Here is a 24575-nt window from a genome sequence, read left to right as displayed (position 1 = left end):
GTCTATAGGCGCCAGCGTGGCCCAGCGGGCTGCGACTCACAACCAAGAAATGCCGTGTTGGCCCCATCCGTCGCAGGCGGGGTCGTTCCGGCCAGGAGTATGCGACATGAAACTGAATGAACTTCACGACAACGCCGGCGCCGCCCGTAAGAAAAAGCGCGTGGCACGCGGCCCGGGTTCGGGCAAAGGTAAAACCGCAGGGCGCGGTATCAAAGGCCAGAAATCCCGTTCGGGTGTGGCTATTGGTGGTTACGAGGGTGGCCAGATGCCGCTCTATCGCCGCCTGCCCAAGCGCGGCTTCTCGAAGCCGAACCGTAAGGAATACGCAGTCGTCAACCTGGGCCTGATCGAGAAATTCATCGATATGGGCAAGCTCGACATCAAAGCCGAGATCAACGAGGACGCGCTGGTTGCAGCTGGCCTGACCACCAACAAGCGCGACGGTATCCGCATCCTGAACAAGGGCGAGATCAAATCGGCTGTCAAACTGAACGTGACCGGCGCTTCGGCCGCTGCTGTCGAGGCCATCAAGGCCGCTGGCGGCTCGATCACCGTGAAGGCTGACGCTGCGGCTGAATAAGCCAACAAAGCGGTTGTGAGCGGCGTCATCGTCGCTTACATCTCACTCACGTTTTCCTGCGCCGCCGGACCCGGATAAAACGGTCCGGCGGCGCTGTCCATGAAAGAGACCGGAAATGGCATCTGCCGCAGAGCAAATGGCCGCCAACCTCTCCTGGGGGGCTTTGGCCAAGGCGACCGATCTTCGCCAACGCATCTTCTTTACCATCGGCCTGCTGATCATCTATCGGCTTGGCACCTATATCCCGGTGCCTGGCATCGAGGGTGAGGCTTTGCGGCGCACCTGGGCCGAGGTGGGGCAGGGGATCGGCGGGATGCTGAACCTGTTTACCGGGGGCGCTATGAGCCGGATGGGCATCTTCGCCCTTGGCATCATGCCCTATATTTCGGCCTCGATCATCGTCCAGCTGCTGGGCACGATGTATGAGCCATGGAAGAACCTCAAGAAAGAGGGCGAACTGGGTCGCAAGAAGCTGAACCAGTATACCCGCTACGGCACCGTGCTGCTGGCGGTCTTCCAGGCTTACGGCATCGCCGCCTCGCTGCAGGCTGGTGATCTGGCACATAATCCGGGCTGGTATTTCATCGCAGGTGTGGTGATCACCCTGGTCGGCGGGACCATGTTCCTGATGTGGCTGGGCGAGCAGATCACCGCCCGCGGCATCGGCAATGGTATCTCGCTGATCATCTTCGTCGGTATCGTCGCCGAGATCCCGGCCGCGCTGATGAACTTCCTCGCACAGGGCCGTTCGGGCGCGATCTCGACGCCGGTGATCCTTGGCGTGATCGTGATGGTGATCATCGTCATCGCCTTCGTCGTGTTCATGGAACGCGCTTTGCGCAAGATCCATATCCAGTATCCGCGCCGCCAGGTGGGGATGAAGGTCTATGACGGCGGCTCGTCGCATCTGCCGATCAAGGTGAACCCGGCCGGCGTTATCCCGGCGATCTTCGCCTCGTCGATCCTTCTGCTGCCGACCACCATCGGCACCTTCTCGGGCAATACAACGAACCCGGTGATCAGCTGGATTGCGCTGTATCTGGGCTACGGCACGCCGCTGCACGCCCTGGCTCTGGGTCTGCTGATCGTGTTCTTCAGCTATTTCTACACCCATAATGTCAGCTTCAAAGTTGATGAAGTGGCCGAGAACCTGAAGACGCAGAACGGCTTTATCCCGGGCATCCGCCCTGGCAAGAAGACCGAAGATTACCTCACCTATGTGACCAATCGTGTGCTTGTTCTGGGTTCGGCCTATCTGGCTGCCGTCTGTCTGCTGCCGGAATTCCTGATCGCCAATATCGGTCTGCCTTTCTACTTTGGCGGCACGTCGGTTCTGATCGTGGTGTCGGTGACGATGGACACGATCAACCAGGTTCAGTCGCATCTGCTGGCACATCAGTATGAGAGCCTGATCGAAAAGTCGCAGCTGCGCGGCAAGCGCAAGACGGGCCCGCGCGCGCCGGCCCGCCGCTAAGCCCGAGGTTAAGGGAGAGCCTGCACGCGAAGGTGTGCAGGCCTGAGGGAAAGGACAACGCTTTGGCGAAGAATATCATCCTGCTTGGCCCCCCGGGGCCGGCAAAGGCACCCAGGCCAAGCGGCTCGAAACCGGGCGCGGCATGGTTCAGCTTTCGACCGGCGACATGCTTCGCGCCGCCAAAAGCTCGGGCACCGAAATGGGGAAGAAGGTTGCTGCGATCATGGATGCCGGGCAACTGGTGACCGATGAGATCGTGATCGGCCTGATCGCCGAACAGCTGGATCGTGGCGCGGCCGGTGGTTTCATCTTTGATGGCTTTCCGCGCACCCTGGCCCAGGCCGATGCCCTGGGCGCCTTGCTCGCGGCCAAGGGCACAAAGCTTGATGCGGTGATCGAGCTGGTGGTGGATGATGAGGCTCTGGTGGGACGTATCGTGAAACGTGCCGATGAGGCTGCGTCTGCGGGCGAGGCTGTGCGCCCGGATGACAATCCCGAAGTCTTCGCCAAACGTCTGCGGGAATATTACAAGCAGACGGCGCCGCTGCTCGGGTATTACTATGCCAAGGGCGGTCTGACCCAGGTTGATGGCATGGCTGCGATGGAGAGCGTTGCCGCCGATATCGCGAAAGTTCTTGACAAGGCATGAAAATCCGGCGCGGGGCCTTGACCCGCAGGGCATTTGACCATATTGCACAGCGTCCCGGGGTGGAATCACCGCTCCGGGGTTTCCCATTTGGGGAAGATCGAATCGGCCGGAACAGTTTTGCTGGCCGGTTGTGAAAAAAGGTTCTGGAGCTACGGAACCGCAACGAAAGGAAATCACGCGTGGCACGTATTGCTGGCGTTAACATCCCCACCAATAAGCGCGTTCCGATTGCGCTTCAGTATATCACCGGCATCGGCTCGCATATCGCGAGCCAGATCGTCACCGCGCTGAACATTGATCCGGCGCGCCGCGTGAATGATCTCTCGGATGCAGAAGTGCTGGCGATCCGCGAATATATCGACGCGAACTTCACCGTCGAGGGCGACCTGCGTCGCGAAACCTCGATGAACATCAAGCGCCTGATGGATCTCGGCTGCTATCGCGGTCTGCGCCATCGTCGCGGTCTCCCGGTGCGTGGTCAGCGGACCCACACCAACGCTCGCACCCGCAAAGGCCCCGCAAAGGCCATCGCTGGCAAGAAGAAGTAAGGGGAGGCCTGACACATGGCACGTGATCCGAAAGCCGCCCGTGGTGGCAAGCGTAAAGAGCGCAAGAACATCGCCGCAGGCGTTGCTCATGTGAACTCGTCGTTCAACAATACCAAAATCCTGATCTCGGACGTTCAGGGCAATGCCATTTCCTGGTCGTCGGCCGGGACCATGGGCTTCAAGGGGTCGCGCAAATCGACGCCTTACGCTGCCCAGATGGCTGCTGAAGACGCCGGCCGCAAGGCGCAGGAACATGGCGTGAAAACGCTGGAAGTTGAAGTTCAGGGCCCGGGTTCGGGTCGTGAATCGGCGCTCCGCGCGCTGTCGGCCATTGGTCTGACCATCACTTCGATCCGCGACGTGACCCCGCTGGCGCATAATGGTTGCCGCCCGCCGAAGCGTCGCCGCGTCTGATCTTTCAAGATCAGGCCCGGGCCGTGCTGGTGCATGGCCCGGGTGTTCCTGTTTGACGGTCTGGTTCTCAGACTTCGTTAAAGACCCTCGGGCGCCGCGCTTCACCCGGAACATGGAAGCGATGGCAGGTATGGAGGCATAAGCATGATCCACAAGAACTGGCAGGAACTGATCAAACCGACCCAGCTGGTCGTGAAACCGGGGAGTGACGCAGGCCGCGTTGCCACGGTCATCGCAGAGCCGCTGGAGCGGGGCTTCGGCCTCACTCTCGGCAATGCGCTGCGTCGCGTTCTGCTGTCGTCGCTGCAGGGCGCCGCGATTACCAGCGTCCAGATCGACAATGTCCTGCACGAGTTCTCCTCGGTGCCGGGCGTCCGCGAGGATGTCACCGATATCGTTCTGAACCTCAAAGGCGTTTCGCTGAAGATGGATGTCGAAGGGCCGAAGCGTCTTTCGATCTCGGCCCGTGGCCCCGGTGTTGTCACCGCGAGCGCGATTTCCGAGACCAACGGCATCGAAGTGCTGAACAAGGATCACGTGATCTGCCACCTCGACGACGGGGCGGACGTGTTCATGGAGCTGACCGTGAGCACCGGTAAGGGCTATGTCTCTGCCGATAAGAACCGCCCGGAAGATGCGCCGATCGGCCTGATTCCGATCGATGCGATCTATTCGCCGGTCAAGCGCGTGTCCTACGAAGTGCAGCCGACCCGTGAGGGTCAGGTGCTGGACTATGACAAGCTGACGATGAAGATCGAAACCGACGGCTCGCTGACGCCGGATGACGCTGTGGCCTATGCTGCGCGCATCCTGCAAGACCAGCTGGCGGTGTTCGTGAACTTCGACGAGCCGGAAGCGGCACGTGGTGGCGAAGTGGATTCGGGCCTCGAATTCAACCCGCTGCTGCTGAAGAAAGTCGACGAGCTGGAACTGTCGGTCCGTTCGGCAAACTGCCTGAAGAACGACAATATCGTCTATATCGGCGATCTGATCCAGAAGACCGAAGCCGAGATGCTGCGCACCCCGAACTTCGGCCGCAAATCGCTGAACGAGATCAAGGAAGTGCTTTCGGGCATGGGTCTGCATCTCGGGATGGAAGTCGAAGACTGGCCGCCGGAAAATATCGAAGATCTGGCCAAGCGGTTTGAGGATCAGTTCTGAGCCGCATCACCGGTTGACTGAACAAGGCCGGGGGGCTAAGGCCCCCGGACCCCCCGCCGCCCGACCTGTGTTTGAGGGTGGTGAGACGATCCGGGCAATCCCGCCCCAACGACGCCGGTCCAACGCAGACCGGCAACACAAAGTAAAAAACGCTATAGGAGAGACCCATGCGTCACGCCCGCGGCTATCGTCGCCTCAACCGCACCCATGAGCACCGCAAGGCGCTTTTCTCGAATATGTCCGGCTCGCTGATCGAGCATGAGCAGATCAAGACCACCCTTCCGAAGGCGAAGGAACTGCGTCCGATCATCGAGAAGCTGATCACGCTGGCAAAGCGTGGCGACCTGCACGCCCGTCGTCAGGCTGCCGCCCAGCTGAAAGAAGACAAAGACGTCGAGAAGCTGTTCGCGATTCTCGGCCCGCGCTACAAAGATCGTCAGGGCGGCTATGTGCGCGTCCTGAAAGCCGGTTTCCGTTATGGCGACATGGCTCCGATGGCGATCATCGAATTCGTTGACCGTGACACTTCGGCCAAAGGCGCCGCTGACCGCGCCCGTCTGGAAGCCGCTGAAGAGTGATCTCGCGCGACTGATCCCCGCCTGTCTGGGATCGGGATGAATAAAGGGCCCGCCTCTGATCGTCAGGGGCGGGCCTTATCCGTTCGGGCGCTATGCCTTTACCTCGGAGCTTCCGGCGCTGATCGCTTCATGCGAAGCTGCGCGCATGACCGATCTCTTCGATTCCCCCGGTGGTCGCACCGATCCGAAGTCCCCAGGTGCCGGGGTGCCGCGCCCCTCTGCCGGCCGGCTGTGGCCGAACAGGCTTTCAGGAGTGAGAGGGCAGGGGCAGGCCCTGGCTCCCGAGGTCTTGCCCGGTGCGAGGCTGGCGGCCCGGTATCGCAATCTGGCTTCGAGATAGATCCTTCAAAACCGGTATCCCCATGTCCGACCTTTTCGACAGTGCCCCCAGGCAGACGAAACAGCCGCTGGCCGCAGTTCTGCGCCCGCAGACGCTTGATGATGTGTTCGGCCAGCCCGATATCGTTAAGCCAGGCTCGGTGCTGCGCCGCCGGATCGCTGCCGGCCGGCTTGGCAGCCTGATCCTTTATGGCCCTCCCGGCATCGGGAAGACCTCGATTGCCAGGGCGGTCGGCAATATGCTTGGCAAGGAATTCCGTCCGCTGCACGCAACCCGCGCCGGCGTAAAGGATTTGCGAGAACTGGCGGATGAGGCCCGGATCCGGCCATTGCTGATCTTCGTGGATGAGGTTCACCGCTTCAGCGCGACGCAATGCGACGATCTCCTGTCAATCTGTGAGGAGGGCACGGCCGATTTCATCGGTGCGACGACCGGCAATCCCTACCACGTGTTGCCGCCAGCTCTGATATCGCGCTCGCATATTCTGAAGCTTGAGCCGCTGACCATAGAAGACATGGAACGTGTGCTTTTGCGCGGCCTTGCCCATCTGAAAGAGGAAGGCATCGAAGTGGTCCTGGAGCCTGCGCAGATGCGTCTGCTGGCGGGCCGGTCCGGTGGTGACGCGCGACGGGCGCTCACGACGCTGGAAAGCCTCGCGGTCGGGCATGACCAGGCGCGGGTGGTCATTACCGGAGAGATGATCGAGGAAGTCTATGCCTCGGCGCCGGTGAACCATGATCGCAGTGGCGATATGCATTACGATGTCGTCAGTGCGATGATCAAGGCGGCAAGAGGCTCGGATCCGGATGCCACGCTTTATTGGCTGGCCCGGCTCATCCATGCCGGTGAAGATCCACGCTACATTGCGCGACGGCTGATGATCCATGCCTCGGAAGATGTGGGCCTTGCTGACAATACCGCGCTGCAGACTGCGGTTGCCGCCCTGCACGCAGTGGAGAAGATCGGCTATCCTGAGGCCCAGATCATCCTGGCCCATGCGGCGCTGCATATCGCCCTGGCGCCGAAGTCGAATTCAGCGTGCCGTGGCATTGGGCTGGCCATGAAGATGGTAACCTCAGAAGCGCCAAAACCGGTTCCCCTGCATCTGCGCGACTCTCATTACGCCGGCGCCGCCAAGCTCGGCCACGTCGGCTACAGATACCCGCATAATGACCCGCGGGGCTGGGTCGAACAGAATTACGCGGCGGGTCTGGCCAGGGGATCTCTCTACCAGTCAGATGGCAGAGGTGTCACATTCGAGGCAAGAGCGGCCGAGTATTGGGAGCGTGTCACAGGCCTTCCCACCGTGCAGAGAACGCCTTCGTCAACATCTGAGTGATGTGACCCGAGGCGCGACCTTCGCCCAAACCTACCGGGCGCCAGCACAGGTCACTCCGATATGGCGCCGTGTGGCGGCGTTTCGGGCATGATAAAACATCAGCCTGGCCTGGTTCAGGCTGGTAACCAGCGTTGAAATCTGCGCAGGCGACATTCATATGGCACAGGCTATAACGACGGCCACGACCCGAAGACGTTCCCGCTGGGCAGGGCCGGTTTGCCCGGTGGTCTGAAGGCCCCGGTCTTTACGACCCGCCCGAGGTTTGGTGCGAGCTGAAAAGCGAATCGATTGCTTTGCCCGGCTGTTGCAGTGAGGTCGGGATGGCCGATGCGCGGGTGAGGGGCTTGACCTGTTAACGCTGAACGGCCATCTGGCCGCAGGAACACATGAAGGTGCACCGATGCTGGACGAGGCCGACGATATTCATCCGCTGTTTTATGGCGCTCCGAAATCGACCGAATTCCGCAAGCTGAGAAAGCGCCTCGTAAGCCAGGTGCGCGAGGCGATCGACACCTATGGCATGATCCAGCCGGGGACGCGCTGGCTTGTCTGCCTGTCGGGCGGCAAGGACAGCTACACGCTGCTTGCCATCTTGTATGAGCTGAAATGGCGCGGGCTTTTGCCGGTCGATCTCTTGGCCTGCAATCTCGATCAGGGGCAGCCGGGGTTCCCTTCGACCGTGCTGCCGGAATTTCTGGCGAAAATGGGGGTCGAGCACCGGGTCGAATATCAGGACACCTATTCGGTGGTGACCGCGAAGATCAAGCCAGGTGCGACGATGTGTTCGCTTTGTTCGCGGCTAAGGCGCGGGAATCTTTACCGGATTGCGCGGGAAGAGGGCTGTTCGGCCGTGGTGCTCGGGCATCACCGCGATGACATTCTCGAGACCTTTTTCATGAACCTCTTCCATGGGGGGCGGCTGGCGAGCATGCCGCCGAAGCTGGTGAATGAAGAGGGCGATCTATTCCTTTACCGACCCCTGGCCTTTGTGGCCGAGGCTGATTGCGACCGTTTTGCCCGCGCGATGAATTATCCGATCATCCCCTGTGATCTCTGTGGCAGCCAGGAAGGGCTGCAACGGGCCCAGGTGAAAAAGCTGCTTGATGAATGGGAGACGCGTACCCCGGGCCGCCGTCAGGTGATGTTCCGTTCGCTGATGAATGTCCGCCCCTCGCATCTTGCCGACCCCGGTATCTTCGATTTCCTCGGGCTGATGACCGGAGAACCGGGAGAAGTTGAGGAAAATGCGAAGCAACTTCGTCTTCCGGATTAAGAAAGCCCATACAGGTTTCGCCAATCCTGTTCTGCGATGGCCCTGCGCCATATCAGAGAGGGTTCCCGTATGTCGGCTCTTCCCAGCACAGCCCGCACCCGCAGGTATCTTAAAGCCCTGGGCTGTTTCCGGCGGCCGGAATTTCTTCTGTTTCTGCCCGCGATCACGCTTGCGGGGTTCTGGCTGGGCGGTGAGCGGGCGCTGATCTTTCTCGCGCTTGGCCTGCCGCTGGTGATCGCCATCGCCGGGCCGGATCCTTTGCGGGCGCCGATGCCATTGGGGGACAAGGACGAAGGGACATCGCTGCAGCGCGCGATTGCGGCGATGGACCGGATGCTGCCGCTGGTCACGGATAACGGGCGCAATACGGCCTGCCTGATCGTGCAGTTCGACAACCTGACCAATACGCTGGAACGCCACGGCCGCGCCGCCCATACCGAAGTGCTAGAACGCGCGACGGACCGCATTCGCGGCGCGCTGAGGGCGGGGGATCTTGTGACCAATCCGCTTGGCGCTTCGGCGGTCGTTGTGCTCTCGCCGGTCAGGCGGCTGGATCTGGAGAGCATGGTTCAGCTTTGTGCGCGGCTCCAGGATGCGGTGGCAGAACCGATTTCGCTTGGCGGCGCGCGGCTTTATATCACCTGCTCCATCGGTTTTTGTATCGGTGGTTACTCACCCGAAGCGACGGGGCGGTCGCTGCTCGATGCGGCGCAGGCGGCGGCAGACGAGGCGCTTGGCCACGGGCCGGGCGCGATCCGGGCCTTCTCGCGTGATATGGCCGAACGCAGTGTCGTCCGCGCTGCGCTGCGCGACGATCTCGAAGAGGCGCTCGATAAGGGAGAGATCCGCGCCTGGTTCCAGCCGCAGATTTCCACCGATACCGGCGAGATTTCCGGGCTCGAGGCGCTGGCACGCTGGCATCACCCGCTGCGCGGCGTGCTTTCGCCGGCAGAGTTCCTGCCGCTGGTCGAAAGCAGCGATCTGAGCGATCGTCTGAGCGAGACCATGCTGTCCCATGCGCTGGTCGCGCTGAAAGACTGGGACAAGGCGGGGCTGCAGGTTCCCACGGTCTCAGTCAACTTCTCGGCGGCAGAACTGCGCAACCCGCGCCTGCCAGACCGTATCCGCTGGGAGCTGGAGAGGTTCGATCTGAAACCGGCCCGACTCACGGTTGAGATCCTTGAGACCGTGGTGGCCCAGGCCGAGAATGACGTGATCGTGTCGAATATAGCGCAGCTGGCCTCGATGGGCTGCGGCATCGACCTCGACGATTTCGGCACCGGCCATGCTTCGATCTCGACCATCCGGCGCTTTACCGTGCGGCGGCTGAAGATCGACCGCAGCTTTGTCACCCGGGTGGATCAGGATCGCGATCAGCAGCGCATGGTGTCGGCGATCATCTCGCTGGCGGACCGGCTTGGGCTGGAGACGCTGGCCGAAGGTGTGGAGACCGCAAACGAGCATTCCATGTTGTCCCAGCTTGGCTGCCGCTTTGTGCAGGGCTATGGAATCGAACGGCCGCTGAACCCCGAAGACACGCTGGAATGGATCCGTAAACACCAGAACCGCCCCGACCGGATCCCGCGGATTGGCGCGCGGGGCGGTTGAGACCTGCAGCTTCGTGCGCTGTGCTGTGGCAGGCCGGAATGCGCTAATCAGCCGGATACCGGGCCGGTTCGCCGGCTTTTCCGGCGAAACCGCTTGACCTTTCGCCCCCCCTTCTGTTGAAGACCGCTGATCCTTCCTTACATGCGGCAGCGGTTCAGAATATGGACGAGAAAAACAACAAGAACCTCATTCTCGCCATGGTGCTCAGCGCTCTGGTCATCCTGGTGTGGTTCTGGCTCTTCCCTCCTCCGGAAACGACGGCTCCGGTTGAGACCGCCACCACGGAACAACCCGGTGCGGCTCTGCCTGAGGCGGGCGCTGTGGCTGGCTCGGAGCCGGTTCCCGAAGCGCCGCGTCTGCGGGTGGAAACGCCGCAGCTGGAGGGTTCTATCTCGCTGCGCGGTGGCCGTATCGACGATCTGCGTCTGAAAAATTACCACGAGACCATCGAGGATGACTCGCCGATTGTCCGCCTGCTGACCCCGCAAGGCGAGCAGGGCGCATGGTTTGCGCTGTTTGGCTGGCGCCCCGCCGGTTCGCTGACCGAGGGCGATGTGCCCGGTGCGCAAACCGAATGGACGCCGGTGACCACCGGCGCACTGTCGCCGGGCAACCCTGCAAAACTGACCTGGGACAATGGCAAGGGCCTGACCTTCACCCGCGAGATTTCGGTGGATGAAGAGTTCATGTTCACCGTCAATGAGACGGTTGCGAACAGCGGCACCGGTGATGCCTCGATGTTCTATTACGGTCAGATCCAGCGCTATGGACTGCCCGCGAATATGAAGAGCTTCTTCATCCTGCATGAAGGCGCCATTGCCCGTGCCGATGGCAAGCTGACCGAAACGACCTATAAAAACATCGTCGCCCTCGACCCGGTCGAACGCGAGGCCGCCCCGGCCAGTGTCGTCGAAGCCTCTGATGGCGGCTGGATCGGCTTTACAGATCACTACTGGATGTCGCTCCTGGTGCCCGAACAGGGCAAACCGATCACCCAGGTTACGAAATATGTGGCCTCGCATGACCTCTATCTGACCGAGGCGCGTCAGCCGACTGTGATCGTGACCCCGGGCCAAAGCCTCACCACCTCGACCCGCTTTTTTGTCGGCGCCAAGGAATGGGAAGCGATCCGCGACTATCAGAACGAGCCGGGCTTCGTGTCGAAACTGTTCGGTGCCAAGGTCGACGAAGCCCGCGCCCCGATCCCCGGGTTCATCGATTCGATTGACTGGGGCTGGTTCTACTTCCTGACCAAGCCGATCTTCGCGCTGCTGCACTGGATCCATGGTCTGATCGGCAATATGGGCCTCGCGATCATCGCACTGACCTTCGTGCTGAAGCTGATCGTGCTGCCCCTGGCTTACAAATCCTATGTCTCGATGGCGCGGATGAAAGAGCTGCAGCCCGAGATGGAGGCGCTCAAGGAACGGGCTGGCGAAGATAAGCAGCGCCTGCAAAAAGAAATGCTGCAGCTTTACCGCGATAAAAAGGTCAATCCGGCGGCGGGCTGTCTGCCGATCCTGATCCAGATTCCGATCTTCTTCTCGCTTTACAAGGTGATCTTCGTCACCATCGAATTGCGGCATGCGCCCTTCTTTGGCTGGCTGCAGGACCTCTCGGCGCCTGATCCGTCTTCGCTGTTTAACCTGTTCGGCGCGCTGCCCTGGGATGCACCTGCGACCGGCTCGATCCTGCATCTGGTGTTTATCGGTGTGCTGCCGATCCTCCTCGGCATCAGCATGTGGCTGCAGCAAAAGCTGAACCCGGCGCCCACCGATCCGGTTCAGGCCTCGATCTTCGCCTGGATGCCCTGGGTATTCATGTTCATGCTTGGCGGTTTTGCCTCGGGCCTGGTGGTTTACTGGATCACCAACAACGTCATCACCTTCTCGCAGCAGTTCATCATCATGCGCAGCCACGGGCATAAGCCGGATATCTTCGGCAATATCCGTTCGGGCTTTCGCAAGAAGGAAGCGGCGGCCAATGCCAATAAAGCGCCCGCCGGTAAGCTTGCTGATAAAGGCAGTGCGAAAAAGAAATGACCAGTGAAGGGCGCCTCGCGCAGATCTTCCGTCACCCGATCAAGGCCCACGGGCGCGAGCAGCTCGCGTCCGTTCGGCTGTCGGAAGGCGAGGCGATGCCCTGGGATCGCCACTGGGCGGTCGCGCATGACCTGTCGAAATTTGATCCCGGGGCGCCGTCCTGGATGCCCTGCATCAACTTTCAGCGCGCAGCGCGCAGCCCGACGCTGATGGCGATCGAGGCGCGGTTCGATGAGGTCTCGGGCGAGATGCGCCTCACCCATCCAGAGCTGCCGCCGCTGGTCTTCTTTCCCGAAAGTGAAGGCGAAAAGCTGATCGACTGGGTGCTGCCGATCAGCCCGCAGCTGCGGTTTCGCCCGGTGGCCCTGGTGCACGCGCCGGATCGGGCAATGACCGACACGGCCTATGCCAGCCTCTCGATCAAGAACCTCGCCTCGAATGCCGCACTCGGGCAGAAGATGAAGCGCGACCTTTCGATCCATCGCTGGCGCGGCAATCTCTGGGTTGACGGTTTCGCGCCCTGGGAAGAGATGACCTGGGTCGGACGGCGGTTGCGGATTGGCGCCACCGTGCTGGAGATCCGCGAAAGCGTGGGGCGCTGCCGTGCCACCATGTCGAACCCGGAGACCGGTCTGGTTGACGCGGATACGCTGGATGCGCTGATGGAAACCGTCGGCGTGCAGGATTTCGGTGTCTTCGGCACCGTGCTGGAGGGCGGCGAGATCCGCCCGGAAGACAGGGTCGAGGTACTGGCATGACGATGGCGTTTACCCTTGCTGCAGAACCGGAGGACGCGGCGCGCGAAACCGGGCGGCTGCTTTTTGCCGGGCCGGTCGATTTCGTGAAGGGCGTGACCACCATGGCGGCACTGCCGCCAGCTGACCGCGTGGAGGTCTGCTTCGCCGGTCGCTCCAATGTCGGGAAATCGAGCCTGATCAATGCCCTGACCACGCGCAAAAGCCTCGCGCGCGCGTCGAATACCCCGGGCCGGACGCAGGAGATCAACTTCTTTACGCTAGGCGACAGCCGCTATCTCGTCGACCTTCCCGGCTATGGTTTCGCCGAAGCCCCGGTGGCTATTGTGCGCAAATGGCAGGAATTGCTGAAATCCTATCTTGCCGGGCGTCAGACCCTGCGCCGTGCTTTTGTTCTGATCGACACGCGCCATGGTGTGAAAGCGGTAGATGACGAGATCATGGGCCTGCTCGACCGATCTGCCGTGACCTTCCAGGTTGTGATGACCAAGGCGGATAAGGTCAATCTCGCCACCCGCGAGACCAATATCGAGCAGGTGAAACAGGCCTTGCAAAAGCATCCGGCCGCCTATCCCGAAATCATCGTGACCAGTTCCGAAAAGGGCGAGGGGGTCGAGACCCTGCGCGCCGTGATCGCAACGCTGGAATAGAAGCCGGTTTCTGTACAGAAACCGGCCCGGAGTTTTCCTTAAAACTCCGGTGGCTCTGGCCGGCGAATTCTCTGCATTCTTTCGGTTTCGCCCCTGGCCTAGTGGTTTTTCCCGGCCTGTTCTTCTCTGTTGACATGTTTGTTCGGATGTACAATTGTACGATCGTGCAGAGTGGAGGGAAGGCGATTGGATTTTTCACATTTTCTCAGCAGTCATCTCCTGTGCCGGGAGGCCGGGGCAAGCAGCTCTACCGTGAGATGACCGACCAGGCGATTCATGCCGAGTTCTGTGGCTATCGCGGTGTCGCAATCCCGGAACATCATCTGATCAATATTCTACTGGTCCCTTCGCCGCTGCAGCTCGCGGTCAGAATTGCCTCTGTGACCAGGGACCTCGAGATTGCGACCTCGATCTGTCAGCTGCCGATCAGGGATATGCGGGTCTTTGCCGGTGAAGTCGTTCAGGCCCAGGCGCTTTGTGACGGGCGCCTGGTTCTTGGGGTCGGCAAGGGGGCATTTGGTTTTGAAACCGGCCGGATCGGCGTCCCGATGGAAGATACAAAGGCCATTTTCGAGGAAAGCCTTACCGTTCTCGAGGCGCTTCTGACACGCGAAGAAGTCGCCTGGGAGGGGTCTCGCTATCGCTTTGACGCGCTTACAGTGATGCCACGCCCCGAAGATCCGATCCCGCTCGCGCTGGCGATCATGGCGCCGCCGGGGATCGAGGCGGCAGCGGCCAGGGGCTATTCTGTCCAGACCACACCGCTGGGCGCCAGCCACGAGATCCTGCGCAGCCAGGTGGATGCCTTCCATTCTGGCCGCGCCCGGGCTGGCCGGCCGGACCGACAGCGGCTCTCGCTGCAACGCACGCTATGGCTTGCGCGTGATGAGACTGAGGCGGATCAGATGACGGCCCGTGCGCATCACTATTACCAGAGCTTTGACAATGTCTTTGGCGGGCCGGGCCTCGTGGATCATGGCATGATCCGCCCGCTGCCGCGGCGTCAGACGGTTGAGGAGTTACGCCAGAACGTGCTCATCTGTACGCGAGCCGAGATGATCGACAGACTGGCCGGTTATGCCGAACTGGGGATCGATGAGGTGATCGCCTCGTCGAATTTCGGCCAGCCTCAGGAGGCCACACTTGATATGATGAGCCGCTTCGCGGCAGAGGTCATGCCATCCATCCGGCCCATTCGCCAAAAAGTTGCATAAGTGAAAGCAAGGACCAGAAAATGCCAATGATCCGTATCGAAATGTTCGAAGGTCGCACTGTCGAACAGAAGCGCGCCTGTGCCAAGGCCCTCACCCGGGCCTTTGTCGAAACCTGCGGTGGCACGCCGGAAGCGCTTCAGATCGTCTTTACAGATGTTGCGAAACACGACTGGGCTTTTGGCGGGCGGCTCGGGTCCGACCCGAAACCGGAGTAAGCCATGGCCGCGATCGATTGCGCTTATTCGGTGGCGGGCGAGGGCCCGCCGCTTTTCCTCATCCATGGGATCGGTGCGCGCCGTGCCACCTTTGCCCGCCTGGTCGAAGGGCTGCAAGACCGCTTCACCTGTATCAGCTATGATCTGCGCGGCCATGGGGAAAGCCCGCAGCCGGCCGGTCGCTTTGGCCTTGACGATCTTGTCGATGATCTCGAGGCGCTGCGGGCAAAGCTGGGCATTGAGCGCGCTCATTTCGCCGGCCATTCGCTGGGCGGGATGATCGGCCCGGCCTATGCGCGGCGTTTCCCTGATCGCGTGCGCTCGCTGGGCCTCTGGTCGACCGCCGCCTTCCGCAGCGAAGAAGACAGCGCGAAGGTCAGGGCGGTGGTGCAGGCGATGCGCGAAAAGGGCATCGGCCCGGTGCTGGATACGCTGACCGCGCGCTGGTTCACCGATGCTTTCGTGGCGGCCCGCCCGGATGTGATCGCCTGGCGCAAGCAGCAGGTGGTTGAGACCCCGGCGGATGTCTTTCTGAATGTATTTGATATCTATGCGGAAACCGAAATGGCGCCCTGGCTGCATAAAATTCATGCATCCGCCCAGGTTCTGACCGGCGCGCTTGACGGCGGCTGCAATCCCCGTCTCAATAGGCTGATCGCCGGGGCAATGCCCGAGGCGGAACTGGTGGTCCTTCCGGAGTTGAAACATGCAATTTTCATCGAGGCGACCGAACAGGTGCTGCCGCATGTGCGCCGGTTCCTGCTTGCCCGGGAGCAGGCGGCGTAGCGACAAAAGGGGCAGTCGGACCTGATGAGCATAGCGACCACTGCCCCCCCGCCAGCATCACAGCCAAAGCCGAGGCGATCCGGGTCGAGGATCTGCATAAGAGCTTCGGCCCGCATGAGGTGCTCAAGGGGGTCTCGATCTCGGCGAAAGAGGGCGATGTGGTCACGCTGATCGGTGGATCCGGCTCGGGGAAGTCTACGCTTTTGCGCTGTGTAAACTTTCTTGAGACGCCCTCATCAGGGCGGATTCTGATCGGTGGCGAAGAGGTGCGGTGCAGGGGCGACGGCACCCCTGCCGACCGCCACCAGATCGAGCGGATCCGCCAGAGCCTTGGCATGGTGTTCCAGCAGTTCAATCTCTGGACCCATAAGACGGTGCTGGAAAACCTGATCGAAGTGCCGGTCCATGTGCTGAAAAAGCCGAAGGACGAGGCCATTGCGACCGCACGCAAATTGCTGGACCGGGTCGGCCTTTCGGCCAAGGAAAATGCCTATCCGGCCTTTCTGTCGGGCGGTCAGCAGCAACGCGCTGCCATCGCGCGCGCGCTGTGTATGGAGCCGCGCGCCATGCTGTTTGACGAGCCGACCTCGGCACTTGACCCGGAACTGGTCGGCGAGGTTCTCGCCGTCATCCGCAGTCTTGCCGATGAGGGGCGCACCATGCTGCTGGTCACGCACGAAATGAAATTCGCCCGCGAAGTCTCGGACCATATTGTCTATCTTTATAACGGGTTGATCGAGGAGGAAGGGCCGCCTGACCAGCTCTTCGGTGCCCCGCAATCGGCCCGGCTTAAACAGTTTCTTAAATCGGTCTCGTAAGAAGACCAGCCAACAAAACAGGGAGAAGACTATGAAAAAAATCGCACTCGCCGCCGCTTTCGCCATCGGCTTTACCGGTATGGCCGCTGCCGAGACCGTTCGCGTCGGCATGGCGCCCGAACCATATCCGCCCTTTGCCAGTGTCGATGCCTCGGGGAACTGGACCGGATGGGAGATCGAGATGATGGAGGCTGTCTGCAAGGCGGCAGCGCTTGACTGTGTCATCACCCCCACCGCCTGGGACGGCATTATCCCCGCTTTGACCGCAGGTCAGATTGATGCGATCATGAATTCGATGTCGATCAATGATGAACGTCTGAAAGTTATTGATTTTTCGAATAAATACTACAACACACCCTCGATGATCGTCGCCGCGAAAGGCGCAGGCATCACGCCGGATCCGGCCGGATTGACGGGTAAGATCCTCGGCGTTCAGGTTGCGACCATCCATCAGGCCTATGCCGAGAAGCATTTCGCAGGTGTGGCTTCGGAAATCAAAGCCTATCAGACCCAGGATGAGGCGAACCAGGACCTGGTTGCGGGCCGCGTCGATGCGATCCAGGCGGATTCGACCGCACTTGATGCCTTCCTCGCCTCGCCCGATGGTCAGGCCTGCTGTGAATCGATGGGCGCTGTGGCCGATGATCCGGCGGTGCTGGGCCTTGGCGTCGGCGTCGGGATCCGCAAGGGCGATGAAAAGCTGAAAGAAGCCTTCAACAAGGGCATCGCGGCGGTTCGGGCCGATGGCACCTATGACACCATCACCGCGAAATATTTCACCTCGTCGATCTATGGCGAATAAGCGCTGATCGCCGGAGCGATACGCCGTGGAAAGCACACTCGGCCTTTTGGCCCTCAGCCCTCCCGGATGGGGGGGCACGCTGCTGATCGCGCTCTGGGCGTCAATCCGGATCGCGGTCGGCGCCTTTGGCATCGGTCTGGTGATCGGCCTCGCAGGCGCCTATGGCAAGATCTATGGCGGGCCGGTCCTGCGTGATTGCCTCAGCGTATACACGACCATGGTGCGGGCTTTGCCCGAGCTGATCCTGATCCTGCTGTTGTATTTCGGGCTGACAGACCTTTTGAACCGGGCGCTGATGGCGCTGGATTTCGGCCGGATCCAGATTTCCGGCGTGGTCGCGGGGATCATAGTGCTGGGCGTGGTGCAGGGTGCCTATGCGACCGAGATCCTGCGCGGCGCTATCCTTGCTGTGCCCTCCGGCCAGATCGAGGCCGCAAAAGCGATGGGGATGCCGGCGCGCAAAGTGGCCAGCCGCATCACCTTGCCGACCATGCTGGGCCTGGCACTGCCGGGCCTCTCGAACCTCTGGCTGATCGCCACCAAGGACACGGCATTGATGGCGATTGTGGGCTTTAACGAGCTGACCCTTGCGACCCGCCAGGCGGCAAGCACCACCAAGGCTTTCTTCACCTTTTTCATCGCAGCGGGTCTGATTTACCTTGTGATTACCCTGATTTCGACCTGGGGCTTCGCGCGCCTGGAACGCTGGGCGCGGCGTGGTGACCCGCCTCGCCAGACGGGAGGGCGCTGATGAAGGCCCTGCTTCAACCGCATCGCATCATCATGATGCTGATCGCCGCAGGTCTCGTGCTGTGGATCTGCCTTGCCGGTCGCTGGGACTGGCTGGGGGAGCCGAAATACCAGACGCTGATCCTGCAGGGCATCTGGCGCACGATCTGGCTGATGGCGCTTTCGGTGCTGATCGGGTTCACCCTTGCGGTGCCGCTTGGCCTCGCCCAGGCCTCGGGGCCATGGTATCTGGCGGTGCCGGCCCGCGCCTTCTGCACCGTCATCCGCGGCACGCCGCTTTTGTTGCAGATCTGGCTTTTGTATTACGGGCTGGGTTCGCTTTTCCCCGGTATCCCCTGGATCCGCGAAAGCGAGCTTTGGCCGATTTTGCGCCAGGCCTGGCCCTATGCGCTGCTGGCCTTGTCGCTGTCTTACGCAGGCTATGAGGGCGAGGTGATGCGAGGGGCCTTTGCTTCGGTGCCGCGCGGCCAGATCGAGGCCGCCCGCGCCATGGGCATGCCGCGCCACAAGATCCTGACGCGGATTTCCTTCCCTCAGGCGCTGCAAAGCGTCTTGCCCACTCTGGGCGGCGAGACCGTGCTGCAGCTGAAGGCCACGCCGCTGGTCGCGACGATCACGGTGCTGGAAATCTATGCCGCCTCCAGCCGGGTCCGCCAGGATCTGCTGATCACCTATGAGCCGCTGTTCTTTGTCGCAGCGGTCTATCTGGTGCTGGCCGGGGTGATCGTTCTGGGCTTTGGCTGGCTGGAAAGCCGGCGCCCTCGACGTACCGCCTGAGGGTGCGATTCAGGTCAGGGCAAAAGCGCGCGGACCAGCGCCATGCACCCTTTGAGCCCGTGGCGGATTGCGGCATCATCACGCCGGCGCATCCAGTCAAGCCAGAGCCCGTCCAGTGTCGCCATCAGCGTATCGGTCAGCAAAGGCACCTGCGCCCGGCGTGCGGGTTCGTCCCCTGCGACCGCCAGCAAAAGCCCCTCGAGATCGCTGCGATAATGCGCGTAAAGCCCGGATTCGGTTGCGGCAATCACTTCGGATGTCAGCGCAGCCGACCAAAGATCGATCCGGAGCCGCAGGTGAGCAGGGTCAAGAAATTCAGGCGTGAAAGCCGCGTCGAGAAACCCTTCGAGCCGGGCCAGAGGCGGCGCATTGGCGCAACCTGCACTGGCGATACTGTCGCGCAGACGCCCCGACAGACGGCGATAGGTCTCGGAGAGAACTTCGTCCATCCCGTTGAAATTATAGGTAATATGGCCCAGTGAGAACCCGGCTTCAGCCGCTACTTTGCGCGCGGTGAGGCCGGAATATCCGTCCCGGCGCAACACCCGTTCTGTGGCCTCGAGGATCTCTTCGCGGCGGTTGATATTCGCCTCGCTCAGTTTGCGGGGCGCCTTTGCTGCGCGGGGATTGTCTTCTGCACTCAAGACTTCGCTCGCTTAAATCACCCTATCAATGCCGAAGGGCATAGCCTTTGCGACCCCCCGTGTCAAAACCGCGCCCGGATCCCTGCGCAAAACCGTCCCGGCCGGCTGTGCGGTGCTTGGCAAGGGGGCGTGAAAGTCCTATGGGGCAAAGGCAACCCGGAGGCCATCATGAAGCAGCAGACCCTGACCATGCAAGACGCCCAGAACACCGCGAAAATGCTCTCGGAAGCACTGCCCTATCTGCAAAGATATGAGGATGCGGTGGTGGTGGTGAAATTCGGCGGCAATGCGATGGGCGATGACGGGGCGATGGCCGAATTCGCTCGCGATATTGTGTTGATGAAGCAGGTTGGCCTGCATCCGGTCGTGGTGCATGGCGGCGGGCCGATGATCAATGAGATGCTGTCGAAACTGGGCATCAAATCGGAATTCGTGCGCGGCAAGCGGGTGACCGACAAGGCGACGGTCGAGGTGGTCGAGATGATCCTCTCGGGCCTTGTGAACAAGCGCATCGTGCAGGCGATCATGGATGCAGGCGGGCGCGCAGTCGGAATCTCCGGCAAGGATGATGATCTGATGGTCTGCGAGGCCGATGATCCTGAACTGGGCTTTGTCGGCCGCCCGGTCGAGATGAATGTGCAGGTGCTGCGCGACCTTTACCTCGCCGGGATCATCCCCGTGGTGGCGCCGGTGGCGACCGGCATGAATGACAACGAGACCTTCAACGTGAATGGCGACACCGCTGCCGGCGCGATTGCCGGCGCGCTGCAGGCCGACCGGCTGCTTCTTCTGACCGATGTGGCCGGTGTGAAGGGGGCGGATGGCCAGGTGATGACCTCGCTTTCCCCCGAAGAGATCCGCAAGCTGACCAGTGACGGCGTGATCGCAGGCGGCATGATCCCGAAAACCGAGACCGCGCTGAAGGCGATCGAAGAAGGGGTGCGGGCCGTCACCATCCTCGATGGCCGCATTCCGAATGCAGCACTGCTGGAGCTCTTTACCGATCACGGGGCAGGGAGCCAGATCCGCTCGACCGAACCCCGGGTGAAGCCGCGCGTGAAACGCGGCTGAGCGGTCGCTTCCGGCAAAGCGCGGAAGCCTTCGGCAGGCGTATTTAAGTCAGGAGGAAGCCAGCTTCTTCCACTTGATAAAAATACTCCGGGGGTGCGGGGGGCTGGCTCCGTCTGCAACAGGTCTGGCATGGCATCGGCACCACTGAACAATCTGGAGGACCTGGAGGCGCGTCTCGCGCCACATTTCCTGACGCTGCTCGGAGGGTTCAACCCCGATCCGGAGGAGGCGGGGTTTCCCAAAGGGACAAGGACGCTGTTGCTCCTTGGGCCGAAGGAGCCGGGGTATTGGCCGCATCTCACTTCTCAGCCGGAATGGGACGGGCGGGCCGATCCGGTGGATCGCTGGTCGCGCCGGGTGATCGGACGCCTGGCCTGCGCCATCGGCGCGAAAGCGCTGTTTCCTTTTGGTGGCCCTCCCTGGCATCCGTTCTATGCCTGGGCCTTGCGGTCGGGGCGGGTCTGGGACAGTCCGGTCCGGCTGCTTGTCCATCAGGACCAGGGGCTGATGGTCAGTTTACGCGGCGCGCTGGCGCTGAAACAGCGGCTCGACGTCAGCCCGGGTGTAAAGCCCTGCCAGGATTGCCCCGCGCCCTGCCTGACCGCCTGCCCGGCCGGAGCGCTTGGGGGCCATGGCTATGACGTCCCCGCCTGCCACGCCTTTCTCGATCAGCCCGCCGGCGCCGATTGTCTCAGTTCCGGCTGCATCACGCGACGCGCTTGCCCGGTGTCCTCTCGCTATGCAAGACTGGCGGAACATTCAGCCTATCATATGAGACAGTTCCACACATGAAGCGCCTGATCCTGATCCGCCACGCAAAATCCAGCTGGGACGAACCGACCATGGCGGATCACGACCGCCCTCTCAATGAGCGCGGCAAACTGGCGGCAACGGATCTCGGGCTATGGCTGGCCTCGCGCGGCTATATTCCGGGGCAGGTGCTCTGTTCCGACGCCCTGCGCACCTGGGAGACCTGGTCGGGCCTCGCCAGAGAACTGCCCGAAGGTCCGGAGCTGGAGCTGAAGCCGGCGCTTTATCACGCCGGTCCGGATGTGATGCTGACCGTGCTGCGCAAGGCGCAGACGGACTGCGTCATGATGCTGGGTCATAACCCCGGCATTGCCGAATTCGCCCATCGCCTGGTGTCGAAAACGCCGATTTCCTCGCAATTCACCCGCTATCCGACCGGCGCAACCCTTGTGGTTGATTTCGACTCAGCGAGCTGGGGCGAGGTAGGCTTTGGTCAGGGCATCACGGTCGATTTCATCGTGCCGCGCGAAATCGGGGCCTGAAGGCGCATCTGCTGCCGCGAGGGGCTTGCACCCGGACAGGCCGGCGGGCAGGGTTGTCACTGATTTCTGACCAGGACGGAGAAAGCCATGGAACGGCGCGATGCGGGCAAGAGCGGGCTGAGCTTCATGCCGCTGGTCTTTGGCGGCAATGTCTTTGGCTGGACCATCGATGAGGCGCAATCCTTCCGCGTGCTGGATGCTTTTGTCGATCACGGCTTTGACGCCATCGACACGGCGGATGTCTATTCGTCCTGGAAGCCCGGGAATAAAGGCGGCGAATCAGAGACGATCATAGGTGCCTGGCTCAGGGCGCGGCCGGGGATGCGGCAGCGCGTGAAGATCTTTACCAAAGTGGGCTCTGATCTGGGGCAGCCGGGGCAGAAGGGGCTTTCCTCGGGCTGGATCGCCGAGGCGGCCGAAAACTCGCTGAAGCGGCTCGGGGTCGAGAGCATCGACCTCTATTTCTCGCATTGGCCCGATCCTGAGGCACGCCATGAGGATACGCTTGGCGCCTATGACAGGCTGCTGAAATCGGGTAAGATCAAAGCCATAGGCGCTTCGAATTACGATGCGGCTTTGCTGGGTGCGGCGCTGAAGGCGGCGGGAACCTCACTGCCGCGTTATCAGGTGGTCCAGCCGGAATATAATCTCTATGACCGGGGCGAATTCGAAGGCCCGCTGCGCGATCTTTGCCTTACTGAGGGGATCGGGGTTGTGACCTATTTCAGCCTCGCCTCCGGATTCCTGTCGGGGAAGTACCGCTCGAAAGCCGATCTCGACAAATCGGCGCGCGGCGATGCGGTCGAAAAATATCTTGACGCCAAAGGACTGCGGATCCTTGAGGCGCTGGATGAAGTGGCATCTGCCCATCGCGCGAAACCGGCCGAAGTGGCGCTGGCCTGGGTCATGGCCCAGCCCGGCATCACCGCGCCGATTGCCTCGGCCACCTCGGCAGACCAGGTGGCAAGCTTCGCCCGCGCGGCCGATCTCAGCCTCTCGTCCGACGAGCTTGCCGCCCTGACGGCGGCTGGCAACTGACGGCAGCGCACCCCGCCTGCACTTGACTCTCGCCCCCGCTTTGCGTAATCGCGGGGCTAATTCCCCGGAGGCAAAAGCTTCCGGTCCCTTGGGCTTTGCCCGGGATCGCCATCCGTCAGCGCGTTTGCGCCCACGGGTGCGAAACCGCTTTGTCCCACCCCGGTCGCCGCCCCATATCGGGGAAAATCTGTCACGCGAGGAGCCGCGCATGTTTGAGAGCCTTTCAGAACGCCTTGGCGGCGTCTTTGATCGCCTGACGAAACAGGGCGCGCTGAGCGAGGACGATGTTGTATCGGCGATGCGCGAGGTGCGGATCGCGCTGCTTGAGGCAGACGTTTCGCTGCCGGTCGCGCGCGAGTTCATCAAGCGGGTGCAGGAAAAGGCGACGGGCTCGGCGGTCACGAAGTCGATTACCCCCGGCCAGATGGTCGTCAAATTCGTGCATGACGAACTGGTGCGGACGCTCCAGGGTGATGGGCCGGCGGATGCGCTGAAGATCGATAATTCGCCCGCAACCATCCTGATGGTGGGTCTGCAGGGCTCGGGCAAAACCACGACCACCGCGAAACTGGCGAAACGGCTGAAAGAGCGCAACGGCAAGCGCGTGCTGCTGGCGTCTCTGGACACGCAGCGCCCGGCCGCGATGGAGCAGCTGGCAATTCTTGGCACCCAGATCGGTGTCGACAGCCTGCCGATCGTCAAGGGCGAGAGCGCGGTTCAGATCGCGAAACGCGCGAAAACCCAGGCCAGCCTTGGCGGCTATGATGTGCTCTTCCTCGATACCGCAGGCCGTCTGCATATCGACGAAGTGCTGATGGATGAGGTCCAGTCGGTCCGCGATATCGCGCAACCGCGCGAAGTGCTGCTGGTGGTTGACGGGTTGACCGGCCAGGACGCGGTCAATGTTGCGACCGAATTTGACGGCAAGGTCGGGATCTCCGGCGTCGTGCTGACGCGGATGGATGGCGACGGGCGCGGCGGCGCTGCGCTGTCGATGCGCGCCGTGACCGGCAAGCCGATCCGCTTTGTCGGCCTTGGCGAGAAGATGGATGCCATCGAGACCTTCGACGCCGAGCGTGTCGCGGGCCGTATCCTTGGCATGGGTGATATTGTCGCCCTGGTCGAGCGCGCGCAGGAGACGTTTGAGGCCGAACAGGCCGAGCGGATGGCCAGGCGCTTCTCCAAGGGTATGTTCAATATGAACGACCTGAAGATGCAGCTTGATCAGATGCTGAAAATGGGCGGCATGCAGGGGCTGATGGGGATGCTTCCCGGCATGGGCAAGCACCAGGCGGCGGCGGCCGAGGCGGGTCTCAACGATTCAATGCTCAAGCGCCAGATCGCGCTGATCAATTCGATGACCAAGAAGGAACGCGCCAATCCCGATATGCTCCAGGCGAGCCGCAAGAAGCGGATCGCATCGGGTGCCGGGCTTGAGGTGCAGGACCTGAACCGTCTGCTGAAACAGCATAAGCAGATGGCCGATATGATGAAGAAGATGGGCAAGGGGGGCATGATGAAGAACATGATCAAGCAATTCCTTGGCAAGGGCGGTGGCATGCCGGACCCGTCTAAAATGTCGCCGGAACAGCTTGCTGAACTGGCAAAGGGTGTGCAGCAGGGCGCGGGCGGCATGGGTGGCCTGCCAGGCCTCGGCGGTGGCTCGATCCCGGGGATGCCGCGCGGCGTGACCCTGCCGGCCGGCCTTTCGGGGATGATGCGCAAGAAATGACCGCTCTTTCGGCAAATGTTGCATA

At 61.7% G+C, this 24575-nt stretch carries 25 protein-coding genes and 1 pseudogene; 25 read left to right on the top strand and 1 reads right to left on the bottom strand.

Annotation, left to right across the window (positions count from 1 at the left end):
• Positions 1 to 106: 106 nt before the first annotated feature.
• From rplO to QNO18_RS00265, 20 genes and pseudogenes are all read left to right on the top strand, one after another.
• Positions 107 to 580: a 50S ribosomal protein L15 gene (gene rplO, locus QNO18_RS00360; protein ID WP_283176073.1), complete on the top strand. Its 474-nt coding sequence runs from the start codon at positions 107 to 109 to the stop codon at positions 578 to 580.
• A 115-nt stretch (positions 581 to 695) separates the two neighbouring features.
• Positions 696 to 2054, top strand: coding sequence for a preprotein translocase subunit SecY (gene secY / locus QNO18_RS00355; RefSeq protein WP_283176072.1), 1359 nt, complete (start codon positions 696 to 698; stop codon positions 2052 to 2054).
• A 62-nt stretch (positions 2055 to 2116) separates the two neighbouring features.
• Positions 2117 to 2703, top strand: a pseudogene (locus QNO18_RS00350) (adenylate kinase).
• Positions 2704 to 2882: 179 nt separating this feature from the next.
• Positions 2883 to 3251: a 30S ribosomal protein S13 gene (rpsM, locus tag QNO18_RS00345; protein ID WP_283176071.1), complete on the top strand. Its 369-nt coding sequence runs from the start codon at positions 2883 to 2885 to the stop codon at positions 3249 to 3251.
• 15 nt (positions 3252 to 3266) lie between these two features.
• On the top strand, positions 3267 to 3665 hold the full coding sequence (gene rpsK, locus QNO18_RS00340) for a 30S ribosomal protein S11 (RefSeq protein ID WP_092899195.1): 399 nt from the start codon (positions 3267 to 3269) through the stop codon (positions 3663 to 3665).
• A gap of 144 nt (positions 3666 to 3809) precedes the next feature.
• On the top strand, positions 3810 to 4826 hold the full coding sequence (locus QNO18_RS00335) for a DNA-directed RNA polymerase subunit alpha (RefSeq protein WP_092899193.1): 1017 nt from the start codon (positions 3810 to 3812) through the stop codon (positions 4824 to 4826).
• A 167-nt stretch (positions 4827 to 4993) separates the two neighbouring features.
• On the top strand, positions 4994 to 5404 hold the full coding sequence (gene rplQ / locus QNO18_RS00330; protein WP_092899191.1) for a 50S ribosomal protein L17: 411 nt from the start codon (positions 4994 to 4996) through the stop codon (positions 5402 to 5404).
• Positions 5405 to 5766: 362 nt separating this feature from the next.
• Positions 5767 to 7083 carry a replication-associated recombination protein A gene (locus QNO18_RS00325; protein WP_283176070.1) on the top strand — a complete coding sequence of 439 codons (1317 nt, stop codon included), beginning with the start codon at positions 5767 to 5769 and terminating at the stop codon, positions 7081 to 7083.
• A 400-nt stretch (positions 7084 to 7483) separates the two neighbouring features.
• Entirely contained in the window at positions 7484 to 8356 is an 873-nt protein-coding gene (ttcA, locus tag QNO18_RS00320) for a tRNA 2-thiocytidine(32) synthetase TtcA (RefSeq protein ID WP_283176069.1), read from the top strand.
• Positions 8357 to 8425: 69 nt separating this feature from the next.
• Positions 8426 to 9964 carry a GGDEF domain-containing phosphodiesterase gene (locus tag QNO18_RS00315; RefSeq protein WP_283176068.1) on the top strand — a complete coding sequence of 513 codons (1539 nt, stop codon included), beginning with the start codon at positions 8426 to 8428 and terminating at the stop codon, positions 9962 to 9964.
• A gap of 161 nt (positions 9965 to 10125) precedes the next feature.
• Entirely contained in the window at positions 10126 to 12006 is a 1881-nt protein-coding gene (gene yidC, locus QNO18_RS00310; protein ID WP_283176067.1) for a membrane protein insertase YidC, read from the top strand.
• Positions 12003 to 12764, top strand: coding sequence for an MOSC N-terminal beta barrel domain-containing protein (locus tag QNO18_RS00305; protein ID WP_283176066.1), 762 nt, complete (start codon positions 12003 to 12005; stop codon positions 12762 to 12764). The genes yidC and QNO18_RS00305 overlap by 4 nt, the downstream gene beginning before the upstream one ends.
• Positions 12761 to 13411, top strand: coding sequence for a ribosome biogenesis GTP-binding protein YihA/YsxC (yihA, locus tag QNO18_RS00300; RefSeq protein WP_283176065.1), 651 nt, complete (start codon positions 12761 to 12763; stop codon positions 13409 to 13411). The genes QNO18_RS00305 and yihA overlap by 4 nt, the downstream gene beginning before the upstream one ends.
• A gap of 134 nt (positions 13412 to 13545) precedes the next feature.
• Positions 13546 to 14625 carry an LLM class flavin-dependent oxidoreductase gene (locus tag QNO18_RS00295; protein ID WP_349293821.1) on the top strand — a complete coding sequence of 360 codons (1080 nt, stop codon included), beginning with the start codon at positions 13546 to 13548 and terminating at the stop codon, positions 14623 to 14625.
• Complete coding sequence (locus QNO18_RS00290; protein WP_349293874.1) at positions 14592 to 14840, top strand: 4-oxalocrotonate tautomerase; 249 nt, start codon at positions 14592 to 14594, stop codon at positions 14838 to 14840. The genes QNO18_RS00295 and QNO18_RS00290 overlap by 34 nt, the downstream gene beginning before the upstream one ends.
• Before the next feature lie 3 nt (positions 14841 to 14843).
• Positions 14844 to 15626: an alpha/beta hydrolase gene (locus QNO18_RS00285; protein WP_283176063.1), complete on the top strand. Its 783-nt coding sequence runs from the start codon at positions 14844 to 14846 to the stop codon at positions 15624 to 15626.
• Positions 15627 to 15682: 56 nt separating this feature from the next.
• Positions 15683 to 16444, top strand: a complete 762-nt coding sequence (locus QNO18_RS00280; RefSeq protein WP_283178714.1) for an ATP-binding cassette domain-containing protein — start codon at positions 15683 to 15685, stop codon at positions 16442 to 16444.
• A 31-nt stretch (positions 16445 to 16475) separates the two neighbouring features.
• Complete coding sequence (locus QNO18_RS00275) at positions 16476 to 17246, top strand: transporter substrate-binding domain-containing protein (RefSeq protein ID WP_283176062.1); 771 nt, start codon at positions 16476 to 16478, stop codon at positions 17244 to 17246.
• Positions 17247 to 17271: 25 nt separating this feature from the next.
• Entirely contained in the window at positions 17272 to 17997 is a 726-nt protein-coding gene (locus QNO18_RS00270) for an ABC transporter permease subunit (RefSeq protein ID WP_283176061.1), read from the top strand.
• Entirely contained in the window at positions 17997 to 18773 is a 777-nt protein-coding gene (locus tag QNO18_RS00265) for an ABC transporter permease subunit (RefSeq protein ID WP_283176060.1), read from the top strand. Before QNO18_RS00270 ends, QNO18_RS00265 begins: the two co-directional genes overlap by 1 nt.
• Before the next feature lie 14 nt (positions 18774 to 18787).
• Here the strand turns inward: QNO18_RS00265 and QNO18_RS00260 are convergent, their stop codons facing one another.
• Entirely contained in the window at positions 18788 to 19417 is a 630-nt protein-coding gene (locus QNO18_RS00260; RefSeq protein WP_283176059.1) for a TetR family transcriptional regulator C-terminal domain-containing protein, read from the bottom strand.
• A 168-nt stretch (positions 19418 to 19585) separates the two neighbouring features.
• On the opposite strand from QNO18_RS00260, the gene argB reads away from it, so the two are divergent.
• The 5 genes from argB to ffh all read left to right on the top strand — a co-directional run bounded on the left by argB (position 19586) and on the right by ffh (position 24550).
• Complete coding sequence (gene argB / locus QNO18_RS00255; protein WP_283176058.1) at positions 19586 to 20488, top strand: acetylglutamate kinase; 903 nt, start codon at positions 19586 to 19588, stop codon at positions 20486 to 20488.
• A gap of 129 nt (positions 20489 to 20617) precedes the next feature.
• Complete coding sequence (locus QNO18_RS00250; RefSeq protein WP_283176057.1) at positions 20618 to 21280, top strand: ferredoxin; 663 nt, start codon at positions 20618 to 20620, stop codon at positions 21278 to 21280.
• Positions 21277 to 21780, top strand: coding sequence for a histidine phosphatase family protein (locus tag QNO18_RS00245; RefSeq protein ID WP_283176056.1), 504 nt, complete (start codon positions 21277 to 21279; stop codon positions 21778 to 21780). Before QNO18_RS00250 ends, QNO18_RS00245 begins: the two co-directional genes overlap by 4 nt.
• A gap of 87 nt (positions 21781 to 21867) precedes the next feature.
• Positions 21868 to 22818 carry an aldo/keto reductase gene (locus tag QNO18_RS00240; protein ID WP_283176055.1) on the top strand — a complete coding sequence of 317 codons (951 nt, stop codon included), beginning with the start codon at positions 21868 to 21870 and terminating at the stop codon, positions 22816 to 22818.
• Between the two features lie 208 nt (positions 22819 to 23026).
• Positions 23027 to 24550 carry a signal recognition particle protein gene (gene ffh, locus QNO18_RS00235; protein ID WP_283176054.1) on the top strand — a complete coding sequence of 508 codons (1524 nt, stop codon included), beginning with the start codon at positions 23027 to 23029 and terminating at the stop codon, positions 24548 to 24550.
• Positions 24551 to 24575 lie beyond the last annotated feature (25 nt).

The sequence above is a fragment of the Gemmobacter sp. 24YEA27 genome (assembly GCF_030052995.1).
GTDB lineage: Bacteria > Pseudomonadota > Alphaproteobacteria > Rhodobacterales > Rhodobacteraceae > Pseudogemmobacter.
The sequence above is the reverse complement of the archived record's forward strand: the minus strand, read 5'-3'. Positions and strand labels throughout refer to the sequence as shown.